Source organism: Halomonas sp. 7T, assembly GCF_025643255.1.
Taxonomy (GTDB): domain Bacteria; phylum Pseudomonadota; class Gammaproteobacteria; order Pseudomonadales; family Halomonadaceae; genus Vreelandella.
Map to the genome: position 1 here is coordinate 1421811 of NZ_CP087112.1, position 19480 is coordinate 1441290.

The 19480-nt window shown below is 58.4% G+C and carries 17 protein-coding genes; 10 read left to right on the plus strand and 7 right to left on the minus strand.

The genetic code is table 11. The annotated features are described in order from the left end of the window. The first annotated feature begins 17 nt into the window (after positions 1 to 17). The 5 genes from LOS15_RS06540 to LOS15_RS06560 all read left to right on the plus strand — a co-directional run bounded on the left by LOS15_RS06540 (position 18) and on the right by LOS15_RS06560 (position 5911). A complete protein-coding gene (locus tag LOS15_RS06540) occupies positions 18 to 1163 on the plus strand; it encodes a TAXI family TRAP transporter solute-binding subunit (RefSeq protein ID WP_263068981.1) in 1146 nt (381 codons plus the stop codon). Positions 1164 to 1353: 190 nt separating this feature from the next. Beyond that, a complete protein-coding gene (locus LOS15_RS06545) occupies positions 1354 to 2802 on the plus strand; it encodes an enoyl-CoA hydratase/isomerase family protein (protein ID WP_263068983.1) in 1449 nt (482 codons plus the stop codon). Next, positions 2799 to 3992 (plus strand): acyl-CoA dehydrogenase family protein, encoded by a 1194-nt coding sequence (locus LOS15_RS06550; RefSeq protein ID WP_263068985.1) that lies wholly within the window; start codon positions 2799 to 2801, stop codon positions 3990 to 3992. Before LOS15_RS06545 ends, LOS15_RS06550 begins: the two co-directional genes overlap by 4 nt. A gap of 10 nt (positions 3993 to 4002) precedes the next feature. Beyond that, positions 4003 to 5121 (plus strand): acyl-CoA dehydrogenase family protein, encoded by a 1119-nt coding sequence (locus LOS15_RS06555; protein WP_263068987.1) that lies wholly within the window; start codon positions 4003 to 4005, stop codon positions 5119 to 5121. 10 nt (positions 5122 to 5131) lie between these two features. Next, positions 5132 to 5911 (plus strand): enoyl-CoA hydratase/isomerase family protein, encoded by a 780-nt coding sequence (locus LOS15_RS06560; RefSeq protein ID WP_263068989.1) that lies wholly within the window; start codon positions 5132 to 5134, stop codon positions 5909 to 5911. On the opposite strand, the gene LOS15_RS06565 is transcribed toward LOS15_RS06560, so the two are convergent. The 7 genes from LOS15_RS06565 to LOS15_RS06595 form a co-directional block, all read right to left on the minus strand. Next, complete coding sequence (locus tag LOS15_RS06565) at positions 5893 to 6852, minus strand: NAD(P)H-dependent flavin oxidoreductase (protein ID WP_263068991.1); 960 nt, start codon at positions 6850 to 6852, stop codon at positions 5893 to 5895. The two genes, LOS15_RS06560 and LOS15_RS06565, sit on opposite strands and share 19 nt — an antisense overlap. 256 nt (positions 6853 to 7108) lie before the next feature. After that, positions 7109 to 8035: an electron transfer flavoprotein subunit alpha/FixB family protein gene (locus LOS15_RS06570; RefSeq protein WP_263068993.1), complete on the minus strand. Its 927-nt coding sequence runs from the start codon at positions 8033 to 8035 to the stop codon at positions 7109 to 7111. A gap of 14 nt (positions 8036 to 8049) precedes the next feature. Then, positions 8050 to 8799: an electron transfer flavoprotein subunit beta/FixA family protein gene (locus LOS15_RS06575; RefSeq protein WP_263068994.1), complete on the minus strand. Its 750-nt coding sequence runs from the start codon at positions 8797 to 8799 to the stop codon at positions 8050 to 8052. A gap of 123 nt (positions 8800 to 8922) precedes the next feature. Next, positions 8923 to 10308 carry a hypothetical protein gene (locus tag LOS15_RS06580; RefSeq protein ID WP_263068996.1) on the minus strand — a complete coding sequence of 462 codons (1386 nt, stop codon included), beginning with the start codon at positions 10306 to 10308 and terminating at the stop codon, positions 8923 to 8925. Continuing rightward, positions 10305 to 10775 carry a PaaI family thioesterase gene (locus LOS15_RS06585; RefSeq protein ID WP_263068997.1) on the minus strand — a complete coding sequence of 157 codons (471 nt, stop codon included), beginning with the start codon at positions 10773 to 10775 and terminating at the stop codon, positions 10305 to 10307. The genes LOS15_RS06580 and LOS15_RS06585 overlap by 4 nt, the downstream gene beginning before the upstream one ends. Then, entirely contained in the window at positions 10772 to 12373 is a 1602-nt protein-coding gene (locus LOS15_RS06590) for a class I adenylate-forming enzyme family protein (protein ID WP_263068998.1), read from the minus strand. Before LOS15_RS06590 ends, LOS15_RS06585 begins: the two co-directional genes overlap by 4 nt. Next, entirely contained in the window at positions 12373 to 13524 is a 1152-nt protein-coding gene (locus tag LOS15_RS06595) for an acyl-CoA dehydrogenase family protein (protein ID WP_263068999.1), read from the minus strand. The genes LOS15_RS06590 and LOS15_RS06595 overlap by 1 nt, the downstream gene beginning before the upstream one ends. Positions 13525 to 13717: 193 nt before the next feature. On the opposite strand from LOS15_RS06595, the gene LOS15_RS06600 reads away from it, so the two are divergent. From LOS15_RS06600 to LOS15_RS06620, 5 genes are all read left to right on the plus strand, one after another. Continuing rightward, on the plus strand, positions 13718 to 15250 hold the full coding sequence (locus tag LOS15_RS06600) for a 3-hydroxyacyl-CoA dehydrogenase (protein WP_263069000.1): 1533 nt from the start codon (positions 13718 to 13720) through the stop codon (positions 15248 to 15250). A 44-nt stretch (positions 15251 to 15294) separates the two neighbouring features. After that, a complete protein-coding gene (locus LOS15_RS06605; RefSeq protein WP_263069001.1) occupies positions 15295 to 16506 on the plus strand; it encodes a 3-oxoadipyl-CoA thiolase in 1212 nt (403 codons plus the stop codon). A 135-nt stretch (positions 16507 to 16641) separates the two neighbouring features. Then, a complete protein-coding gene (locus tag LOS15_RS06610; RefSeq protein WP_263069002.1) occupies positions 16642 to 17463 on the plus strand; it encodes an IclR family transcriptional regulator in 822 nt (273 codons plus the stop codon). Between the two features lie 83 nt (positions 17464 to 17546). Continuing rightward, positions 17547 to 18659, plus strand: a complete 1113-nt coding sequence (locus LOS15_RS06615) for an MlaE family ABC transporter permease (RefSeq protein ID WP_263069003.1) — start codon at positions 17547 to 17549, stop codon at positions 18657 to 18659. Further along, positions 18656 to 19459 carry an ABC transporter ATP-binding protein gene (locus LOS15_RS06620; RefSeq protein WP_263069004.1) on the plus strand — a complete coding sequence of 268 codons (804 nt, stop codon included), beginning with the start codon at positions 18656 to 18658 and terminating at the stop codon, positions 19457 to 19459. The genes LOS15_RS06615 and LOS15_RS06620 overlap by 4 nt, the downstream gene beginning before the upstream one ends. Positions 19460 to 19480: the final 21 nt, after the last annotated feature.

Sequence of the window (19480 nt, forward strand, 5' to 3'; positions counted from 1 at the left end):
CACCCTCGAGGAACTTTATGAGCACAAAAACAACCCTCACCCTCGTACTCAGTAGTTTAACGGTGGGCCTGCTGGCGGCGGGAAGCGCCAGCGCCATGCCCAGCACGCTGAACTGGACCGCTTATGGCACCGGCACCAGTGGCCATGCGCAGATTATGGCCATCAGCCAGTTATTGCAGGAGGAGCACGGCACCCAGTCCCGCGTCATTCCTGGTGAAAACGACACCATGCGCATGACGCCACTGAAAACTGGCCGCGTGGATCTCTGCGCCTGCGGCATTGCCAGCTACTACGGCTCTGAAGGCGTGATGATGTTTGCCGGGCCGGACTGGGGCCCACAGCCGATTCGCGTGATTTCAACCTCCATGGCAACCTTCGGTATCGGCATGGCGGTGGCAGGCGACGTAGAGATGGATTCCATCGCCAGCCTAGAAGGTAAACGGCTTGCCTACCTGCGCGGCGATGATGCGCTGAACAAAGCCGCCGAGGCGTATTTAGCGTTTGCAGGATTAACCTGGGATGACGTTGAACGCGTCGACTTCCCCGGCTACAACGCCGCCTTCGACGGTATTATCAGCGGCCGCGCCGATGCCGCCATCACCACAACGGTTACCCCTGCTGCCCAGCGGTTAGCGGCGAGCCCCCGTGGCTTGCAGTGGCCCGAGCTGCCCACTGACGATGAAGCAGGCTGGGCACAGATGCTGGAAATGGCGCCCTACTTCCAGCCCCACGAGGTTACCTCTGGGGCCGGTATCAATGCTGAGCAGCCGCTGGCCAGCGCCAGCTACCCCTACCCGATTCTAGTGGGCAACGCCGATTTGGCCCCAGAAACGGTGACCGGCCTGATCACCACGCTAGTGGAGTCGTTTGACGACTATAAAGATAACGCCCCAGGGGCCAGCGGCTATGCGCTGGAGAACCAAAACATGACCTGGGTGGTGCCCTTCCACGACGCCGTGGTGGCGTATTACCAGCAAAGCGGCGTATGGACCGATGACATGGACGCCCACCAAAACGCCCTGGTGGCGCGGCAACAGCTGCTGATGGATACCTGGGACACCTACCAAGCCAATGCGCCAGAAGAGGAAACGGCGTTCATTGACGGCTGGATGGAAGCACGCCGCACTGCACTTGAAGAAGCCGGATTAAACCCGGTGTTTTAGCGGTGCTGCGGCGCTATCCGCCAGCAGTTCTACACGTTAGGCCGCCTCTGAGCGGCCTTTTACTTAGCCTTCTAAGTTCCGCAATGCAGAATCATGTTTTGCATTATTGACTCCAACGGTCTCTTTCGCCATGATCACCGGATTCCAAATAACAATCTTATATTTCACATAGCGAAACACGGGAGCCACTATGAGTGTTCACTATCAGCGACATGGCGAGGTTGGCGTCATCAGTATCGCTAACCCGCCAGTTAACGCTTTGGGCCAAGCAGTGCGAAGCGGATTACTCAGCGCACTGGAAGAGGGCATCGCAGACCAACAGGCCAAAGCACTGGTGGTGATGGCAGAGGGGCGCACCTTTATCGCCGGAGCCGATATACGCGAGTTTGGCAAACCGCCCCAAGCGCCGCTACTACCGGATGTCATTACACAGATGGAAGCGTGCCCTAAACCGCTCATCGCATCGCTACACGGCACCGCGCTGGGCGGCGGCTTAGAAGTGGCACTGGGCTGCCACTATCGTGTTGCGCTGAAAGATACTCGAGTCGGTTTACCGGAAGTAAAGCTAGGGCTGCTGCCGGGTGCAGGCGGCACCCAACGGCTGCCCCGCTTAGTAGGCGTGGAAAATGCATTAGAGATCATTACCAGCGGGCGCTTTGTAGAGGCCGCTGAAGCACTTGAGGTCGGCATTATTGATGCCATCAGCGATGCCCAAACGCCATTGGAAGCAGGGTTAGCAGCGGCCCAAGCGATCCTCGCAGGAGAACAGCAGCCGCGTATTACCGGGCAGTTACCCGCCCCCGAGGCCAACCCCCAAGCCATTGCCGCCATGCGGACACAGCTTGAGAGCCACGCATCGGCGCTGTTTTCACCGTTTCGCATTGTGGAAGCCATTGATATCTGCACGAAGGCGGCGTCGCTGGAAGAGGGTTTGCGCCAAGAAAGAGAGCTGTTTCTCGCCTGCATGGACTCCCCGCAGCGTGCAGGGCTCATCCATCTCTTTTTTGCCGCCAGAAGTCCCCATGTAGTGCCCGGCGTCGACAACGCTGAGCCCTTTGCACATATCGCCCTCATCGGTGAGCACCCGCTGTTCAAGACGCTTCAGAGCCCAGCCCAGCGCGCCAACATAACGCTTACCGATACCCCAAACGATAGCACTGAACTGTGCCTACTCGCCCCGGGTGAAGATGCCAGCGCCTGCCCTTCGCATGTGATCACCGTAGCGCTGCAGCCATTAAGCGCAAGCGTCCCAGCCTCACCCCTTCACCTCGTTCTTGCCGAGCGTGGCCCTTTCCATGAACTGGTCAATCACCACGCCAGCGCATCCGATCAGCAGCGGGCCGCCTTAACGCTCAAAGCGCTACGAGCCAACGTGGTGGTGACTCAGTGTCACAGCGTGCTGAGCACGCTTTATCACGCCGCCGAGCAAGCCTCCGCCAACGATGCTCAGTCAGCCATGGAGCAGGCGAGCCTGACGCTAGGGCAGCAAGGGGCCTGCTACCGCGAGAGCGATATGGATCTGCTGGCGGTGGAAGCCCTGGGCTACCCCCGCCATTTGGGCGGGCCGCACCGTCAAGCCACCCTGCCATCCCCTTCATCGATTCATAAAAAGACGCCTTCCGAGGATGCACACTCATGAACCTGACGTTTAGCCCCGAAGAGCAGGCATTCCGCGAGGAAGTCCGCCGATTTTTAGCCGAGTCTCTGCCGAGCGAACTGCGTGAGCGCGTGCGCCTAGGCCGCCATCTGCGCGCCGATGACCACATCCGCTGGCAGAACATTCTCAGCGAACAAGGATGGCTTGCGGCCAACTGGCCCGTTGAGCATGGCGGTCCTGGCTGGGGGCCGGTACAGCGGCATATCTTCGATGAAGAGTGCGCAGCCGCCCACGCCCCTACCGTGGTGCCCTTTGGCGTCAATATGGTCGCGCCGGTGATCATGAAATTCGGCAGCGTTGAGCAACAACAGCACTACCTGCCGCGCATTCTTAATAACCAGGATTGGTGGTGCCAGGGCTACTCCGAACCCGGCGCTGGCTCGGATTTGGCCGGCTTATCCACCCGCGCCGTGCTCGATGGCGACCACTACATCGTCAATGGCCAGAAAACCTGGACCACCCTGGGCCAGCACGCCAACATGATGTTCTGCTTGGTACGCACCGACCCCCATGCCAAAAAACAGGCGGGCATCAGCTTTTTGCTAATCGATATGCAGACCCCCGGCATCACCGTACGGCCCATTATCACCCTCGACGGCGCCCACGAAGTCAACGAGGTGTTTCTTGATAATGTCCGCGTACCGGTAGAAAACCGCGTCGGTGAAGAGGGCCAAGGCTGGACCTGCGCCAAATTCTTGCTCACCCATGAACGCACCGGCATTGCCGGGCTTGGCCACGCCAAGCAGGCGCTGCGTCATTTGAAGTCGCTCGCCACCCGAGTGCAGCACCGTGGCAAACCGCTCTTATCGCTCCCCAGCTTTCGCCAGCGGGTGGTGAAAGCCGAGCTTGAGCTGATGGCGCTGGAAGTGACTAACCTGCGTGTGATTGCCGCCGCACGGGATGGCGGCGTTCCTGGGGCGGAAAGCTCGCTATTGAAAGTACGCGGCTCGGAACTGCGCCAGGAGATCAGCGAGCTGACTCGCCGCGCACTTGGCCCTGCCGCCCTGCCGTTCTTCCCTGAGTTTCTCCATGGCGACGAGTCGCTAGATGACAACGACGCCCAAAGTGCTGCCGCCAGCGCTCAGTACTTTAATCGTCGCAAGCTATCGATTTATGGCGGTGCTAACGAAATTCAGAAAAGTATCGTCGCTAAAACCATTTTAGGTATGTAAGGGGATCACCATGGATTTTGCACTCACTGACGAGCAGCGCATGCTCGAAGAGACACTGACACGCTTGGTGGCCGACCAGGTCTCTCCCGAGCAGCGCCGTGCCATGCTGGAAGCCCCCGCCAAAGGCGCCAGCCCGCTGTGGCGCACCTTTGCCGAGCTGGGCCTGCTGCACATGCCGTTTAGCGAAGACGTGGGCGGGCTAGGCGGCGACGGCACCGATCTGATGATTATTATGCAGGCGCTAGGACGCGGCTTGGTTCCTGAAGCTTACCTGTTTGGCCTCGTTATGCCCGGTCAGTTACTCGCCCTATGTGCCAACCCCACGCAGCAGGAGCGCTGGCTTGCTCAGCTGTTAGAAGGTGAACACCAGCTCGCTTTTGCTTGGCAAGAGCAAAACGCCCGCTATGACGCATTCGATATATCGACCCAAGCGAGCCAGCAAGATGGCCAGTGGCAGCTTAACGGTCGTAAAGATGTGGTCATCAACCTAGACAATGCCACCGCCACGCTGGTCACCGCCCAGCTCACCAGCGGCAAGATAGGGCTGTTCATCGTGCCTACCAATACCCAAGGCGCCATAGTACGCACCTATCGCACGATGGATGATCAGCACGCCGGTGACCTAACGCTGAATAACGTGACGCTGCCGCTAGAGAACTGCTTAAGCGAAGACGCAGGTGACGCGCTGGCAGCGGTGCTGGCGCTAGGCCGCGCCGCGCTGTGTGCCCAAGCAATCGGCGCCATGGAAACGGCCTGCGACCAAACCTTGGCCTATTTAAAAGAGCGCAAGCAGTTTGGCCTGCCGCTGGCCACGTTCCAATCTTTACAGCACCGCATGGTGGATATGCACCTTCACTTGGAGCAATCGCGCTCCATGGCAATTCTTGCCGCCACCAGCCTCTCTTTGCCTGCCCAAGAGCGGGATTACAAGCTAGCGGCGGCCAAAGCGTACTGCGGTGAGTCTGCGCGCTTTATCGCTGAACAGGCTATTCAGCTGCATGGTGGTATGGGTATGACCGACGAGTGCTACGTGGCCCACTACGCTAAACATCTGGTGATGTTTGATCACTACCTGGGTGACAGCGACTATCACCTTGAGACTGTTAGCGAGCAGCTCGACGCCGCTTAAGGAGCAGCGCATGACCAGCGAAGCAACGCCTTTAGTGCGGGTTAACGTCTCCGAAGGCGGTATTGCCGAACTATTCATTGCGCGCCCAGCGGTGCGCAATGCCCTCAACGAGCCTACGGCCCTGGCGCTGAATGAGGCATTAGCCAACGTAGCGGCTGACCCGAAGGTGCGCTGTGTGATTCTCAGCGGTGAAGGCAGCGCCTTTTGTGCCGGTGCCGATGTAGCGGAATTCGAGAAGGCCACTACTGCGCCCGCCAGCGAACGGTTAGCCACCCTTTTTCTTCCCGCACTGCGCAGCATGATGACGATGGAAAAACCCGTGATTGCGGCGGTCAGCGGTGCCGCTGCGGGGATTGGTGTTTCCTACGTGTTGGCCAGTGACATGGTAGTCATGGGCCGCTCGGCTTACCTGAAACTGGCCTTTATCAATATTGGCTTGATTCCCGATGGCGGTGCGTGCTGGCACTTGGTGCGCAAACTAGGCCACGCCCAGGCCTTCGAGATGGCGGCGCTAGCTACCCCAATAGATGCCGAGCGCTGCGTGGCGCTGGGCTTGGCTAATCGGGCGGTGGAAGATGAGCAGGTGCTAGCCGAAGCCCGCGCGCTGGCACAGGCGCTGGTGGCGCAATCCCCCCAGGCGCTAGGGGCAACGAAACGGGCCATGCGGCAAGCGGGGAACCTATCGCTCGACGAGACCATCACGCTTGAAGGCGAGCTGCAGGATGTGTGTAAGGCCACCGAGGATTTTCACACCCGCGTGGCCGCCTTTCGTCAACGCCGCCGCAAGTGATTTAGCGCCTGCTGATAACCCGCTCGCAGCGTGGCGACCTCATCGGCCACGCTGTTGAGTGTGGTAATGCCCCCCACTCCCTGCCCGGCACCCCAAATATCCCGCCACGCTTTTGCTTTGCTGCTGCCGCCTGATCCATAGCGCATGGCATTTTTGTCACCCTCAGGCAGTGCCTCTGGGTCTAGCCCGGCCAGCTCGATGCTTTGGCGTAGGTAGTTACCGTGCACGCCAGTAAATAGATTGGTGTAGACGATATCCCCCGCGGCAGCTTCCAGCACCATCTGCTTGTAAGCAGGCTGGGCATTGGCTTCCTGGGTGGCAATAAAACGTGTGCCCATATACACCATGTCCACACCCAGCGCTTGAGCGGCGGCGATCTGCTCGCCTTTGGTAATCGCCCCGGCCAGCACCAGCGGGCCATCGTAAAACTGCCGCACCTCCGCTACAAAAGCGAAAGGATTGAGCCGCCCCGCATGTCCGCCTGCGCCATGGCAAACCAAAATCAGCCCATCCACACCGGCCTCAATGGCTTTTTTAGCGTGCCGTAGCGTGGTCACGTCGTGAAATACTAGGCCGCCATAGGCGTGTACTTGCTCGACCACTCGGTTGGGCGCATGCAGGCTGGTGATAATCAGCGGCACTTTGAACTCAGCGCATAGCGCTACATCGTGCTCCAGGCGGTCATTGGTCGGGTGCACGATCTGGTTCACTGCAAACGGTGCGGCGGGTTGTTGCGGGTGCTGAGCGTTATAGTCGTCCAGCGTCTCGGTGATCTGCTGCAGCCACTCCCGAAGCACTTCCGCAGGCCTGGCGTTCAGCGCAGGAAACGCGCCCATAATGCCCGCCTGACACTGGGCAATCACCAGCTCAGGGCCAGAAACGATAAACATGGGAGAGCCGATCACCGGCAGCGTCATCGAGGCAGTCAGTTGGGTTAGCATGGAAAACTCGCTGGTTATTATTGTGAACCAATACCGCAAAAGGCCCCACTGGGCCTTTTCAGGAAGATAACGCACTGCAATGAAATGGTCGGAACAACCCTACGCGGGGTCGCTGTGAACCCATCCATGGGAGCTACTTTTGCCATCTGACCGCCATGGACGGCGGAAATGCCGGAAATGTCGGGAACTATTTCCGGCCATGGCAAAAGACCCCCGCTACGGGTTGTTCCGACCAATGACAGGATTTCAGAAGCGCTTACAGCTTACTCTCAAGCTCCGGCAGGATCTCGAACAGATCCCCTACCAAGCCGTAGTCGGCTACCTGGAAGATCGGCGCTTCGTCGTCCTTGTTGATCGCCACGATCACCTTGGAGTCTTTCATGCCCGCCAAGTGTTGAATCGCACCGCTGATACCCACCGCGATGTACAGCTCGGGGGCGACGATCTTGCCGGTCTGGCCGACCTGCATGTCATTGGGCACGAAGCCTGCGTCTACCGCCGCGCGGGAAGCGCCGATAGCCGCCCCCAGCTTGTCGGCAATGCCGTCCAGCAGTTTGAAGTTCTCGCCGTTACCCATGCCGCGTCCACCCGACACAACGACCTTGGCACCGCCCAGTTCGGGACGATCGCTTTGGGCTAGCTCTTGTTTGACGAAGCTGGACTGGGCGTTCTCCACGACCACATCGACCGTTTCAACGGGGGCGCTGCCGCTGGTGCCGACCGCGTCAAAGCCCGTGGTACGAATAGTAATGACTTTGAGCGCGTCGTCACTTTTCACTGTGGCGATGGCGTTTCCGGCATAAATCGGGCGCAGGAAGGTATCGGCGCTTTCGACACCAATCACATCCGACAGCTGGCTGACGTCTTTCAGTGCCGCCAGGCGCGGCAGGACGTTTTTGCCCGTGGTGGAGGCGCTGGCGAGGACGTGGGTGTAACCCTCAGCCAGTTCGACCAGCAGTGCACCCATGGGCTCGGCCAGCTGGTGGGCGTAGGCGGCGTTGTCTGCCACGCGTACTTTGTTTACGCCGTCGAGCTTGGCAGCGGCTTCCGCAGCGGCTTGGATACCTTCACCAGCCACTAGCACGTCAATATCGCCACCGATGGCTTGGGCAGCCGCGACGACGTGGGCGGTGGCGCCCGCTAACTGACCTTCATGCAGGTCGGCAAGTACCAGAATGCTCATGAGATCAGCTCCTATTAAAGCACTTTGGCTTCGTTTTTCAGTTTGTCGATCAGCTCGTCCACCGAGGCGACTTTGATACCGCCTTTGCGCTCCGCCGGGGACTCTACTTTGAGCAGCGTGACCTTGGAGGCCACTTCCACGCCGTAGTCGGCAGGCGTTTTCACATCCAGCGGCTTTTTCTTAGCCTTCATGATATCGGGGAGCTTGGCGTAGCGCGGCTCGTTCAGGCGCAGGTCGGTGGTGACGATCGCGGGCAGCGTGAGGGCAACGGTTTGCAGGCCGCCGTCGATTTCACGAGTGACGTTCACCTTGTCCCCGTCTACCGCGACTTCTGAGGCAAAGGTGCCCTGCGGTAAGTTGGTGAGGGCTGCCAGCATCTGGCCGGTCTGGTTGTTGTCGGTGTCGATGGCTTGCTTACCGAGAATCACCAGGCCGGGCTGCTCTTCGTCGACCACTTTGGCCAGCAGTTTGGCGACCGCTAGGGATTCAGCGCGCTCGTCGGTTTCAATATGGATGGCGCGGTCGGCCCCCAGCGCCAGCGCGGTGCGCAGCTGCTCTTGGGCGGCCTTGGGGCCTACCGTGACGGCGACAACTTCCGTGGCCACGCCCCTCTCTTTCAGGCGCACGGCTTCTTCCACGGCAATTTCGCAGAAGGGGTTCATGGCCATTTTGACGTTGGTAAGATCCACATCAGAATGATCCGCTTTGACGCGGATTTTGACGTTGTAGTCGATGACGCGTTTCACCGCGACGAGGATTTTCATAAGGCATGCTCCAGCGATTGAACCATCAGCTTTTTATTCCGCACAGTAAAATAATATTTCACTTTATTAAAAGAACAATAAAAAAACGCCTGCCAAAGGTCAAGCGTTTCATGCTCCCCCACCTTAGAACGGTGACCAACCAAACCATAATGCCAACAGTGGGATCACCGTGATCAGAAAGCGACCATTCCAACGGTAGCCAATGCGGGTGGCAGGCACACGGGTAAAGCGCGACAGAATCAGCATGGAGGCCGTCATCGGCGACGACATTAGCGCCAGCGCCCAGCCCACCATCAAAGAGGCCCCTATCAGCGCAGGGGTTAACCCTTCAATACCCAGCGTAGGGAGTAAACCCACCAACAGCGTCACCGTGACAATCGGGTTGACGCCTATTTGCGCCAGCCCCACCACCATCAGCATTGCCAACACCGCGTTGAACGCGCCTAGCGGGCCAAGCACTGCCAATAGCGGCGCTAGCTGTTGAGTATCCACCAACCCTACGCATAAGTGCCCTAAATAGCCCGCTGCCCCCAGCACCACAATCTCATTAGCGCTGGGAGACAGCAGCCAAGGTAGCTGACGATGCACCGCCGTCATGGCCGCAGGCAGCCCACCATAGCCTAGCCTGCGACGCTGCCAAGCCAGCCATAAAAGCGCCCCGGTAGGCGCGCCCAGCAGCGCGGCAATCGGCAAACGTAAATCCAGCAGCCATGCAATGGAAAACACCAGTGCCACGATACCGATCAGCAGCACGCAAAATTGCGCCAGCGGGCGCAGCGAAGGAGGTACGTAACCTTTACTGGCGGGCGGGTGCGGGCCAGTGACGTAATCCACCGCCCAGCCCGCCATAAAAATCAGCCCGGCAGCGCCTAATATATAGGGCGCCAACTGTAGCCAAGTGACCTGGGGGAGGCTTGAAAGCACCACCGCTACCCCGATACCCATGGGCGAAATCAGCGGTGCCAGCGAAAATCCGCGCAGTAGCGCCAGCATCATACGTCGCTGGCGCGCCTGCTGTACCCAAGCGCGCCCCTGTGCCGCGCTGAGGGTATTGCTCTTCTCGATCATCGCGGCAAACAGATTTAGCACGCCAATGTTCAGAATGATGCCGAACAGCGCCGAGCCCAGCGATAAAATCGGGTAACGGCGGCTGGGGGACTGAAGCAGCATGCTTTGCCCGCAGCGGCGCACTAAACGGGAGCGATAGGCAGGTAAACGCAGCATGCTGAGCGCCACCACAAAGGTGGCAAAAAAGGCAAAACGCCCGCTTGCTTCAAACAGCAGTTGCCCAGGCGTAGGCGAATGCCACAGCGCCAGCAGCGAGAGGACGCCCGCCGCGCACAGCAGCCCTTTAGCCATGCGGGTCAGCTGGCCTTTCAGGGTTATTAAATAGAGCAGCAGCGCTATAACGCCAGCGGCTTGCCACACCACGCCACCCCCGACTAGGTAGGTCAATGTGGCGAGGGTGGCCAACAGTAAACAGGAAACCCGCAGACGGGCTGGGCTCACTCGTTGGGCTCCCTCATCTGGGGGTCGGGAGTGCCTTGTGACGATTCGCTGCCGCTGCGGCGGCGAAACGCGCCTTCCCCCATAGCCACCAGATTTCCCTGCTCATCGACAATCTCACCGCTGGTCATGAAGGTTTTTTGCCCGCCGCCACGCAGCGTGCCCGTGGCCCGCAACACGCCTTGCCGTGCAGGCCCCACGAACGTGGTGGTGAGTGATAGCGTCATCCCACGACGAATATTCCCCGGCACATCGCAATGCAGGCCCGCCAAGCTCAGGGCGCTATCCAGCATCGAGGCCAATACGCCACCATGCACGTTGCCGCTGCGGTTCAGGTGCTTGGGCTCAATGGTGAGTTCCACCACCGCACGCCCCTCATCCCACTCCACCACGTGCATGCCCAGCAATTCGTGGTAGCCCATTAGCGCCTGAGGCGTGGTTGAGGCGATCGCGCTGTCTGTTTCGCTCATACAGCGCTCTCCTGCTGGGCCAGGTCGCGTAACCGCCCTTTCAAAATCTTACCGCTGGCAGTGGAAGGCAGTGCATCCATTAAGACAATTTGGGTGGGCCGTTTATAGGGCGCAAGCCGTTCGGCAATAAAGGCTTTAAGTTCTGCCATATCGACCTCAATGTCCGGCTCACACTGCACAAACGCCACCACTTCTTCATTGCCGGCCACCTGCCGCCCCACCACGGCGGTTAAGGTCACCGCCGGGTGCTCATTGATCACCGCTTCCACATCCGGCGGATAGATATTAAAGCCCGAGCGAATAATCAGCTCTTTACTGCGGCCCACGATATAGAGCTGATCATCGTGATCCAGCTTGGCGATATCGCCGGTATTGAGCCAACCATCTTCCGTTAAGGTGGCACGGGTGGCATCCGGCTGGCGGAAATAGCCTTTCATGATATTGGGGCCACGCACCCACAGCTCGCCGATCTCCTCGCCCGCGCTTTCCGTACTACCGCTGCTGCCTAGAGGCTCCAACCGATACTCCAGCAGCGGCAATACACGGCCTACGGTGCTGCTGGCATGACGGTCGTCGATACGCGTTTGGCTAATGGTGGGGCTAGCTTCGGTGAGGCCATAGCCATTGTGCAGCGTTAAGCCAAACACTGCTTCCACGCGGGTTTTGGTATCGCTATCCAGCGGCGAGCCGCCTGCCGAGATGTAGATAAGCGCGGGCGCTTCTAACGGACGCTGCTCACGCTTCAGGTACTCCAAGGCGCGAGCGTACATGGCAGGCACGCCCTGGAGAACCGTAATACGCTCCTCTTTCAGCGTTGCCAGCAGTTGCACCGCATCAAAGCGGGGCACGGTGTAAAGGCAAGCACCATTATACAGCGAGCCCATACACACCGATGAGAGGCCAAACACATGAGACATGGGCAGCACACCATACACCCGCTGCCCTTCACTCAAATGGCGCATGCCGCCAGAAATAGAGGCGATATACAGAATGCCACGATGGGTCAGCATCACGCCTTTCGGCGTACCAGTGGTGCCTGAGGTGTAGATCATGGCCGCCACCTGCTCAGCACCGCTGGCATGCACAGGCTCTGGCTCGTTCTCAAACAGCGGTGAAATCGCTAGGCCGCCGAGCTGCGGATGCTGGTAGCGGTCGGCCGCATGACGCTCGGCGTGCAGGCCTGCCTCTTGAGAGGCCTCGCAGGTATAAAACACTCGGCGCGGCAGGCAGTTGCCCTGGATTAAATCCACTTCTTGGGCGGAAAGGCGCGAATTGACAATCGCGACCCAAACGTCCATTTCGCTGGCGGCCAACAGTAGCACCACCAGGGCACGGCAGTTTTCACTGACCATCATAATACGATCGCCAGGCCGTACGCCAAGATTAGCTAACCACTCGCAGGCGGCATGAATCTCTTGCCCCAGCTCGGCGTAGCTCCAGCGAACGTCTCCATCCACCAACGCCGGATGGTCCGCTAAGCGTTTCGCATTTTCCATCACGCGGGTGCTCAAGCGCTCGGGGAGTTCTGCTAACAGCTCGCTTGCCAGGCGTCCGAAAATCTTCTCGTCTGGCGCTTGATAAGGGACCGACAGAGCCATTAGGACGCCTCCCGCACCATATTCCGGGCAATCACCAGCTGCTGAATTTGCGTCGTCCCTTCGTAAATGCGGAACAAACGCACATCGCGGTAAAAGCGCTCAACGGCGTATTCCGACATATAGCCCGCACCACCGTGCACCTGGACAGCGCGGTCGGCTACGCGACCCACCATTTCCGCACAGAACAGCTTGCAGCAGGAGGCCAGTGTAGAAACGTTTTCGCCATCATCTTTACGGCGCGCAGCGTCCATTACCATGGTTTTACCTGCGTAGGCCTCGGTTTTGCTATCCGCCAGCATCGCTTGAATCAACTGATGCTCTGCCAAAGGCGCGCCAAACTGCTTACGCTCCATGGTGTAGCGCAACGACTCTTCGACTAAGCGTTCGGCCACGCCCACACACACGGCAGAGATATGCAGGCGCCCACGATCAAGCACCTTCATGGCGGTTTTAAAGCCTTGGCCCTCTTTGCCGCCAATGATGTTTTCAGCGGGCACACGACAGTTATCAAAGATGATGTCGCAGGTATGCGCACCCTTTTGGCCCATCTTATTATCCGCCGGGCCGCGAATAAGACCCGGCGTATTACCCTCAACAATAAAGGCAGAGATACCGCCAGCGCCTTTGTTGTCCGGGTTTGTGCGCGCCATCACGGTAAACAGGTCTGCTTCCGGGCCGTTGGTGATATAGCGCTTGGTGCCGTTCAAAATATAGTGATCACCATCGCGCACGGCGGTAGTACGCAGGCTGGCGGCATCAGAGCCTGAATCCGGCTCGGTTAAGCAGAAAGAGCTGAGAATTTCCCCGGTAGCTAGGCGCGGCACGTATTTGGCTTTCTGCTCTTCGGTGCCATCAATCAAAATCCCCTGGGCACCGATGCCGTTATTGGTGCCGAATACTGAGCGGAACGCGGGAGACGTTTTGCCAATTTCCATGGCTATCAGGGCTTCTTCTTCCATGGTGAGCCCTAAACCACCGTACTCCTCAGGAATCGATAGCCCGAACAGCCCCATCTCCTTCATTTCTGACAGAATTTCGGCAGGTACTGCGTCCTCTTCGGCCAGCCGCGCCTCGTTGGGAATTAAGCGCTCCCGGACAAAGCGGGCAATGGTATCAACCAACTGATTCAGCAGTTCGGGATCACGGATCATAACGGCTCCTGGTGGCAACGATATTTTTATGGTTGGCGTTCGCGCGGGCAGTGAGCCCTGCAACAATTCTGCATGGCGAAACTGGTGTTCACTCTCTTGTCAGGCACTTTTGCATAGCCTAGGATGGCAGTCAATAAACGAAATACTATTTTGCAATGCAGAACAAAAACGCTAGCAGCGAGGATTTTGACCTATGTCTAACGACGCAGTCGCCCATTCGTTCCACACTCTTGGCATTGTCGGTACAGGTGCCATGGGTAGAGGGATTGCCCAGCTCGCCGCGCAGGCGGGCCTAAACGTCATGCTCTTTGATGTTAAAGAAGGCGCGGTGGCGGAAGCGAAAGCCTTTATTCATGGGTTATGGCAGCGCAGCGCCGACAAGCAGCGTATTACTCAAGCCCAAGCCGAGCAGTACGGCGAGCGACTGATCGAAGCCCGCGACCTCGCCGCCCTCTCCCCCTGCGATATAGTGGTTGAAGCGATTATCGAGAAGCTGGAAGTCAAACAGGGGCTGTTCAGTGATTTAGAGGGCATTGTTCGCCAGGATGCCGTGCTCGCCACCAACACCTCCTCGCTGTCTGTGACCGCCATTGCTGCGGCCTGCCAGTACCCTGAGCGGGTGATTGGCTTTCACTTCTTCAATCCCGTCCCGCTCATGAAGATAGTGGAAGTGATTCCAGGTCTGCGCACCACTGACGCTATCACCCAACGTGTAAACGCCCTGGGCACTGCCATGGGCCACTTTACCGCCCAAGCCACCGACACCCCTGGCTTTCTGGTGAATCATGCTGGACGCGCCTTTGGCACCGAAGCGCTGCGTATTCTGAGCGAGAGCGTGGCCGACCCTGCTACCATTGACCGCATCATGGTGGATCAAGGCGGCTTCCGGATGGGCCCGTTCACCCTGCTAGATTTAACCGGCCTGGATGTTTCTCATGCGGTGATGGAGTCGGTGTATCACCAATATTACGAAGAGCCGCGCTTTCGACCCTCACCGCTGACTCGCCAGCGGCTCTCAGCGGGGCTGCTAGGGCGCAAAACCGGTGAAGGCTTCTACCGCTACGTGGATGGCCAACAGCAGATGCCAGAGGAGCCAAGCATTAACGCCGCAACTCCTTGCCCGGTGTGGATCAGCCAGGACGACCCAGAGAGCGCCGCCGCACTTGCCGAGCTGGTCAACGCGGCAGGCTGGCCGCTTGAACGTGGTGAATACCCATCCGCCGAGGCGCTTTGCCTGCTGACACCGCTGGGCGAAGACACCACCCAATGCGCCCTGCGCCAAGGCTTAAACGCCGAGCAGTGTGTCGCGGTGGATATGCTGGCGGGGCTGGATAAGCGCCGTAGCCTGATGACTTCCCCCATTACCCGATCGGATCTGATTAATGCGGCCACCTGCCTGCTCAATGCTGACGGCACCCCCGTCAGTACGCTTAAAGACAGCAGCGGCTTTGTAATGCAGCGGGTGGTGGCGTGCATCGTCAATGTTGGCGCAGATATCGCTCAGCAAGGCGTCGCAGCCCCCGCCACCATTGATCGTGCGGTAGAGCTTGGCCTGGGCTACCCGTTTGGCCCCCTGCGCATGGGCGAGCACTACGGCGCTTTACGGATCATGACCATTCTAAACAACCTGCTGGATGCCACCGGCGACCCTCGCTACCGCCCCAGCCCATGGCTGCGCCGCCGCGCCGCGCTGGGTATGCCCCTCACTGACGGGCCAACGGGCTGACGCCTCAGGCTCCAAGACGGCTTACACAAACAAGGAGAATAATCATGCAAGACGCCTATATTTACGACGGATTACGCACCCCTTTTGGTCGCCATGGCGGCAGCCTAGCGGCCATTCGCCCAGATGAGCTGCTGGGCTTAACGTTAAAGGCGCTGGTGGCACGCAATCCGTTTGCACCAGAAAGTTATGAAGAGGTGCTGGCAGGCTGTACTAACCAAGCGGGAGAAGATTCCCGTAACGTGGCCCGTCACGGGGCGCTGCTGGCGGGCCTGCCCATTGAGGTCGCGGGCCAAACCGTCAACCGCCTGTGCGGCAGTGGCTTAGCCGCGATGATGGATGCCGCCCGTGCCGCTCGCTTAGGCGAAGGCGAGCTATTTTTGGCCGGCGGCGTGGAGTCTATGTCCCGCGCGCCCTACGTATTAGGCAAAGCTGACTCCCCTTACGCTCGCAATCAGCCGATGTTTGATACCGTGATTGGCTCACGCTTTCCGAACCCGTGGATTGCCAAGGAGTACGGTAGCCACAGCATGCCGGAAACCGCCGACAACATTGCCCACGACCTAAACATTGGCCGCGAAGCCAGCGACGCCTTTGCCGCCCGCTCACAGGCACGCTATGCCAAAGCGCTGGCAAACGGCTTCTATGAAGGCGAAATGTTTGGGGTAGAAGTGCCTCAAGGGCGCAAACAGCCGCCGCTGTTGGTAGATAAAGACGAGCACCCCCGCGCTGAAAGCACCGAGGAGAAACTGGCCAAACTCGGCGCGCTATTCGAAGGCGGTGTCGTGACCGCAGGCAACGCCTCTGGATTAAACGACGGTGCTGCCGCGCTGATTGTAGGTACGCGTGCAGCAGGTGAGCGCGCTGGACTTGCCCCCCGCGCGCGTATTGTCGCCAGCGCCGTGGCTGGCGTTGCCCCCCGCGTGATGGGCCTGGGCCCGGTACCCGCCTCGCAAAAAGCGCTGGCTCGGGCTGGTCTTTCGCTTGAACAGATGGACGTGATTGAAATCAACGAAGCCTTTGCCGTTCAGGTGTTGGGCTGCGTTCAACAGTTAGGACTATCAGCCGATGATCCACGCCTGAACGCTAACGGCGGCGCAATTGCCATCGGCCACCCGCTGGGTGCCTCTGGGGCGCGCTTGGCTCTCACTGCGCTGCGCCAGCTAGAAGCCACCAGTGGCCGCTATGCGCTGGTCACCATGTGCATTGGCGTTGGCCAAGGCATTGCGACCATTATTGAGCGCCTAGACAACACTTAAACACGCGCCAACCTTGCGGCGCTTGCGTGCAGCGCCGTAGTTCAAGCGTTAGCCAGCTCTACAATAGCGCTTTACAATAGCCAAGCGCAGATATGCGATACTTATCACTCAATGTTTGATTAGCCGAGACGCTTGATGGAACCAACCGACGCCGCTGCTGATGAGCCGCAATCACCTGAAAAAGATCGCAACTTTGTCACCGCTCTCGCCCGTGGGTTAGAACTACTCCGTGCCTTTGGTACGGGTGAGGAGTACCTGGGTAATGCAGAGCTCTCTAATCGCACCCATATCCCGCGCCCCACGGTGTCCCGGCTCACCTATACGCTGACCCAATTAGGCTATTTACAGCACAACCGCCACTTAGAGAAATACCGTTTAGGGCCGGGAGTGCTAGCACTGGGTTACCGCTTTCTGGCTAACATGGGGATACGCGAGGTTGCACGCCCCCATTTACAGCACTTTGCTGATGCCACCGATTGCAATGTCAGCTTGGGCGGTGCCGATCGCAGCGACATGGTGTACCTGGAAACCTGCCACGGTCATGGCCCGCTGATTATTCGCCTGGATGTGGGTTCTCGCCTTCCCATCGCCACATCGGCGATTGGCCGCGCTTGGCTGTGCGGCCTATCCGGCGAGCGCCGTCAACAGGTAATGCAAGAGCTAGCCGCGTTTCATGGCAGCGACTGGCCACGCCTTCATGCTGGCATCGAGCAGGGCCTGCGCGACTATGCTGAGTACGGATTTTGCCTCTCTGAGCAGGATTGGCAGCGGGATATCAGCGCGGTAGCGATGCCGCTTATTTTAGAAGATGGCGCAGAAGTCATGGCCATCAACTGCGGGGGTTCCAGCCTACGCTTGGATCACGATCGCCTGGTCAATAATCTGGGACCACGCCTTAAAGAAGTAGCGGCAAAAATTAAGCAGGAATTAGCGCCTAAATATCGCGCATCGCGTTAAGTTGCTGCGAGGGCACTTTCACTAACGCTCGTTTGACTGCATCATGGGCCTTCATTGTCACTAGAAGGCAACGAGGAGCAGGGATGCCAAACGAGTGGATCACTCAAAAGAATGGCCGCATATCGCTACATGGCGAATGGACGCTGCGCCATTATTCAGCGCTTAAGCGCGTGGTAACACAACAAGATGATTTCAATGCTGTTTCAGTGGCGCTTCCAGGTTTTGAAGCGTTAGATACCGCAGGAGCAGCGCTCATTGTTGACCTGCTAGGCGTTGAGAAAGCCAAGCAGGCGCACGAATGGGCCAGCGATCTACCCCTTGCCCAGCAAGCGTTGCTGATGCGCATCGCGGAGGCCATGGAAGCGCCTTTGGATGTTCAGACTCAGCCGAAAAATCGCATTACTGAAGCGCTGGCCGCCACTGGTCGACAAGTGCTTGGGCTATGGTCTCAGCAACGCCAATTGCTAGCGTTTATTGGTTTAGTGCTGGCCACGTTTTTTTCGTTACTGCTACGCCCTCGCCGCTGGCGCTTTACCGCCATGGTGGCCCATATACAACAAAGCGGCCTAAACGCGGTGCCTATCGTTGCGCTACTCACCTTTATGGTGGGTGCCGTCGTCGCTTTTCTGGGTGCCACAGTGCTTGCGGACTTTGGCGCCACCGTCTATACAATCGACTTAGTTGCATTCTCGTTTCTGCGTGAGTTTGGTGTTCTGCTGGCCGCTATTTTGCTCGCTGGCCGCACCGCAAGTGCATTTACGGCCCAGTTGGGTGCCATGAAGTCCAACGAAGAAATCGACGCCCTTCAAGCTCAAGGCCTAGACCCTATTGAGCTGCTCGTGCTTCCCCGTGTTATGGCAATGCTTATCAGCCTGCCACTCTTAGCCTTTGTGGGCATGCTCAGCGGCTTAGTGGGCGGCGCTGTCGTAGCCGCCCTCTCGCTGGATATTTCGGTCAGTCAGTTTATTACCACATTACAAAAAGATGTCTCCGTCACGCATTTCCTCGTCGGTTTGAGCAAAGCGCCGGTGTTTGCCTTTGTGATTGCGGTGATTGGCTGCCTGGAAGGCTTTAAAGTCAGCGGCAGCGCCCAGTCGGTGGGCGCTCATACTACCTCAAGCGTTGTGCAATCGATTTTTATGGTGATATTGATTGATGCAATGGCAGCACTGTTCTTTATGGAGATGGGCTGGTGACACTTCCTGAAACGTCTTTGCAGCCAAAACAAAGTGACCCAGTCATTCGAGTACGCGGATTAGTAAACCGCTTTGGCGACCACACTGTCCACGAAGACCTCGACTTTACGCTTGAACGTGGGGAGATTTTGGGTGTCGTGGGCGGGTCAGGAACGGGGAAATCGGTGCTGCTACGCAGCATTGTTGGTCTAAAGCGGCCCAATGGCGGCACTATTGAAGTGCTTGGGACACGCTTAAATAACCTAAGCGAAGAGCAACGCAGCCAAGTAGAACGTCGATTTGGCGTACTGTTCCAACGCGGAGCGCTGTTTAGCTCATTAAACTTGCAGGAAAACATTGCCTTACCACTAATTGAACACGCCAAGCTTTCCCGCGAGGATGCTGAGTATTTAGCTCGGCTCAAACTTTCGCTGGTGGGGCTTTCACCTAAAACGGCGCTGCAATTTCCTGAGTCGCTTTCTGGTGGGATGATAAAGCGTGCTGCCTTGGCCCGCGCCCTCGCGCTAGACCCTGACATTCTCTTTCTCGATGAGCCAACCGCGGGTCTTGATCCTATTGGTGCAGCCGCCTTCGACGAGCTATTAGTGACGCTGCGCGATGCATTGGGCTTTAGCGTTTTTCTAGTCACCCATGACTTGGATACGCTCTACGCTGCCTGCGACCGTGTCGCGGTTCTTTCGCAAAAAAAGGTGCTTGTCGCTGACACGCTCGGCCGCGTCGCTACATATGACGATGAGTGGATACAAGACTATTTTCAAGGCCCCAGGGGCAGAGCGGCACAAAACGCTCTTCAACAGTAGCTCATCAACAGTGCCTCATTA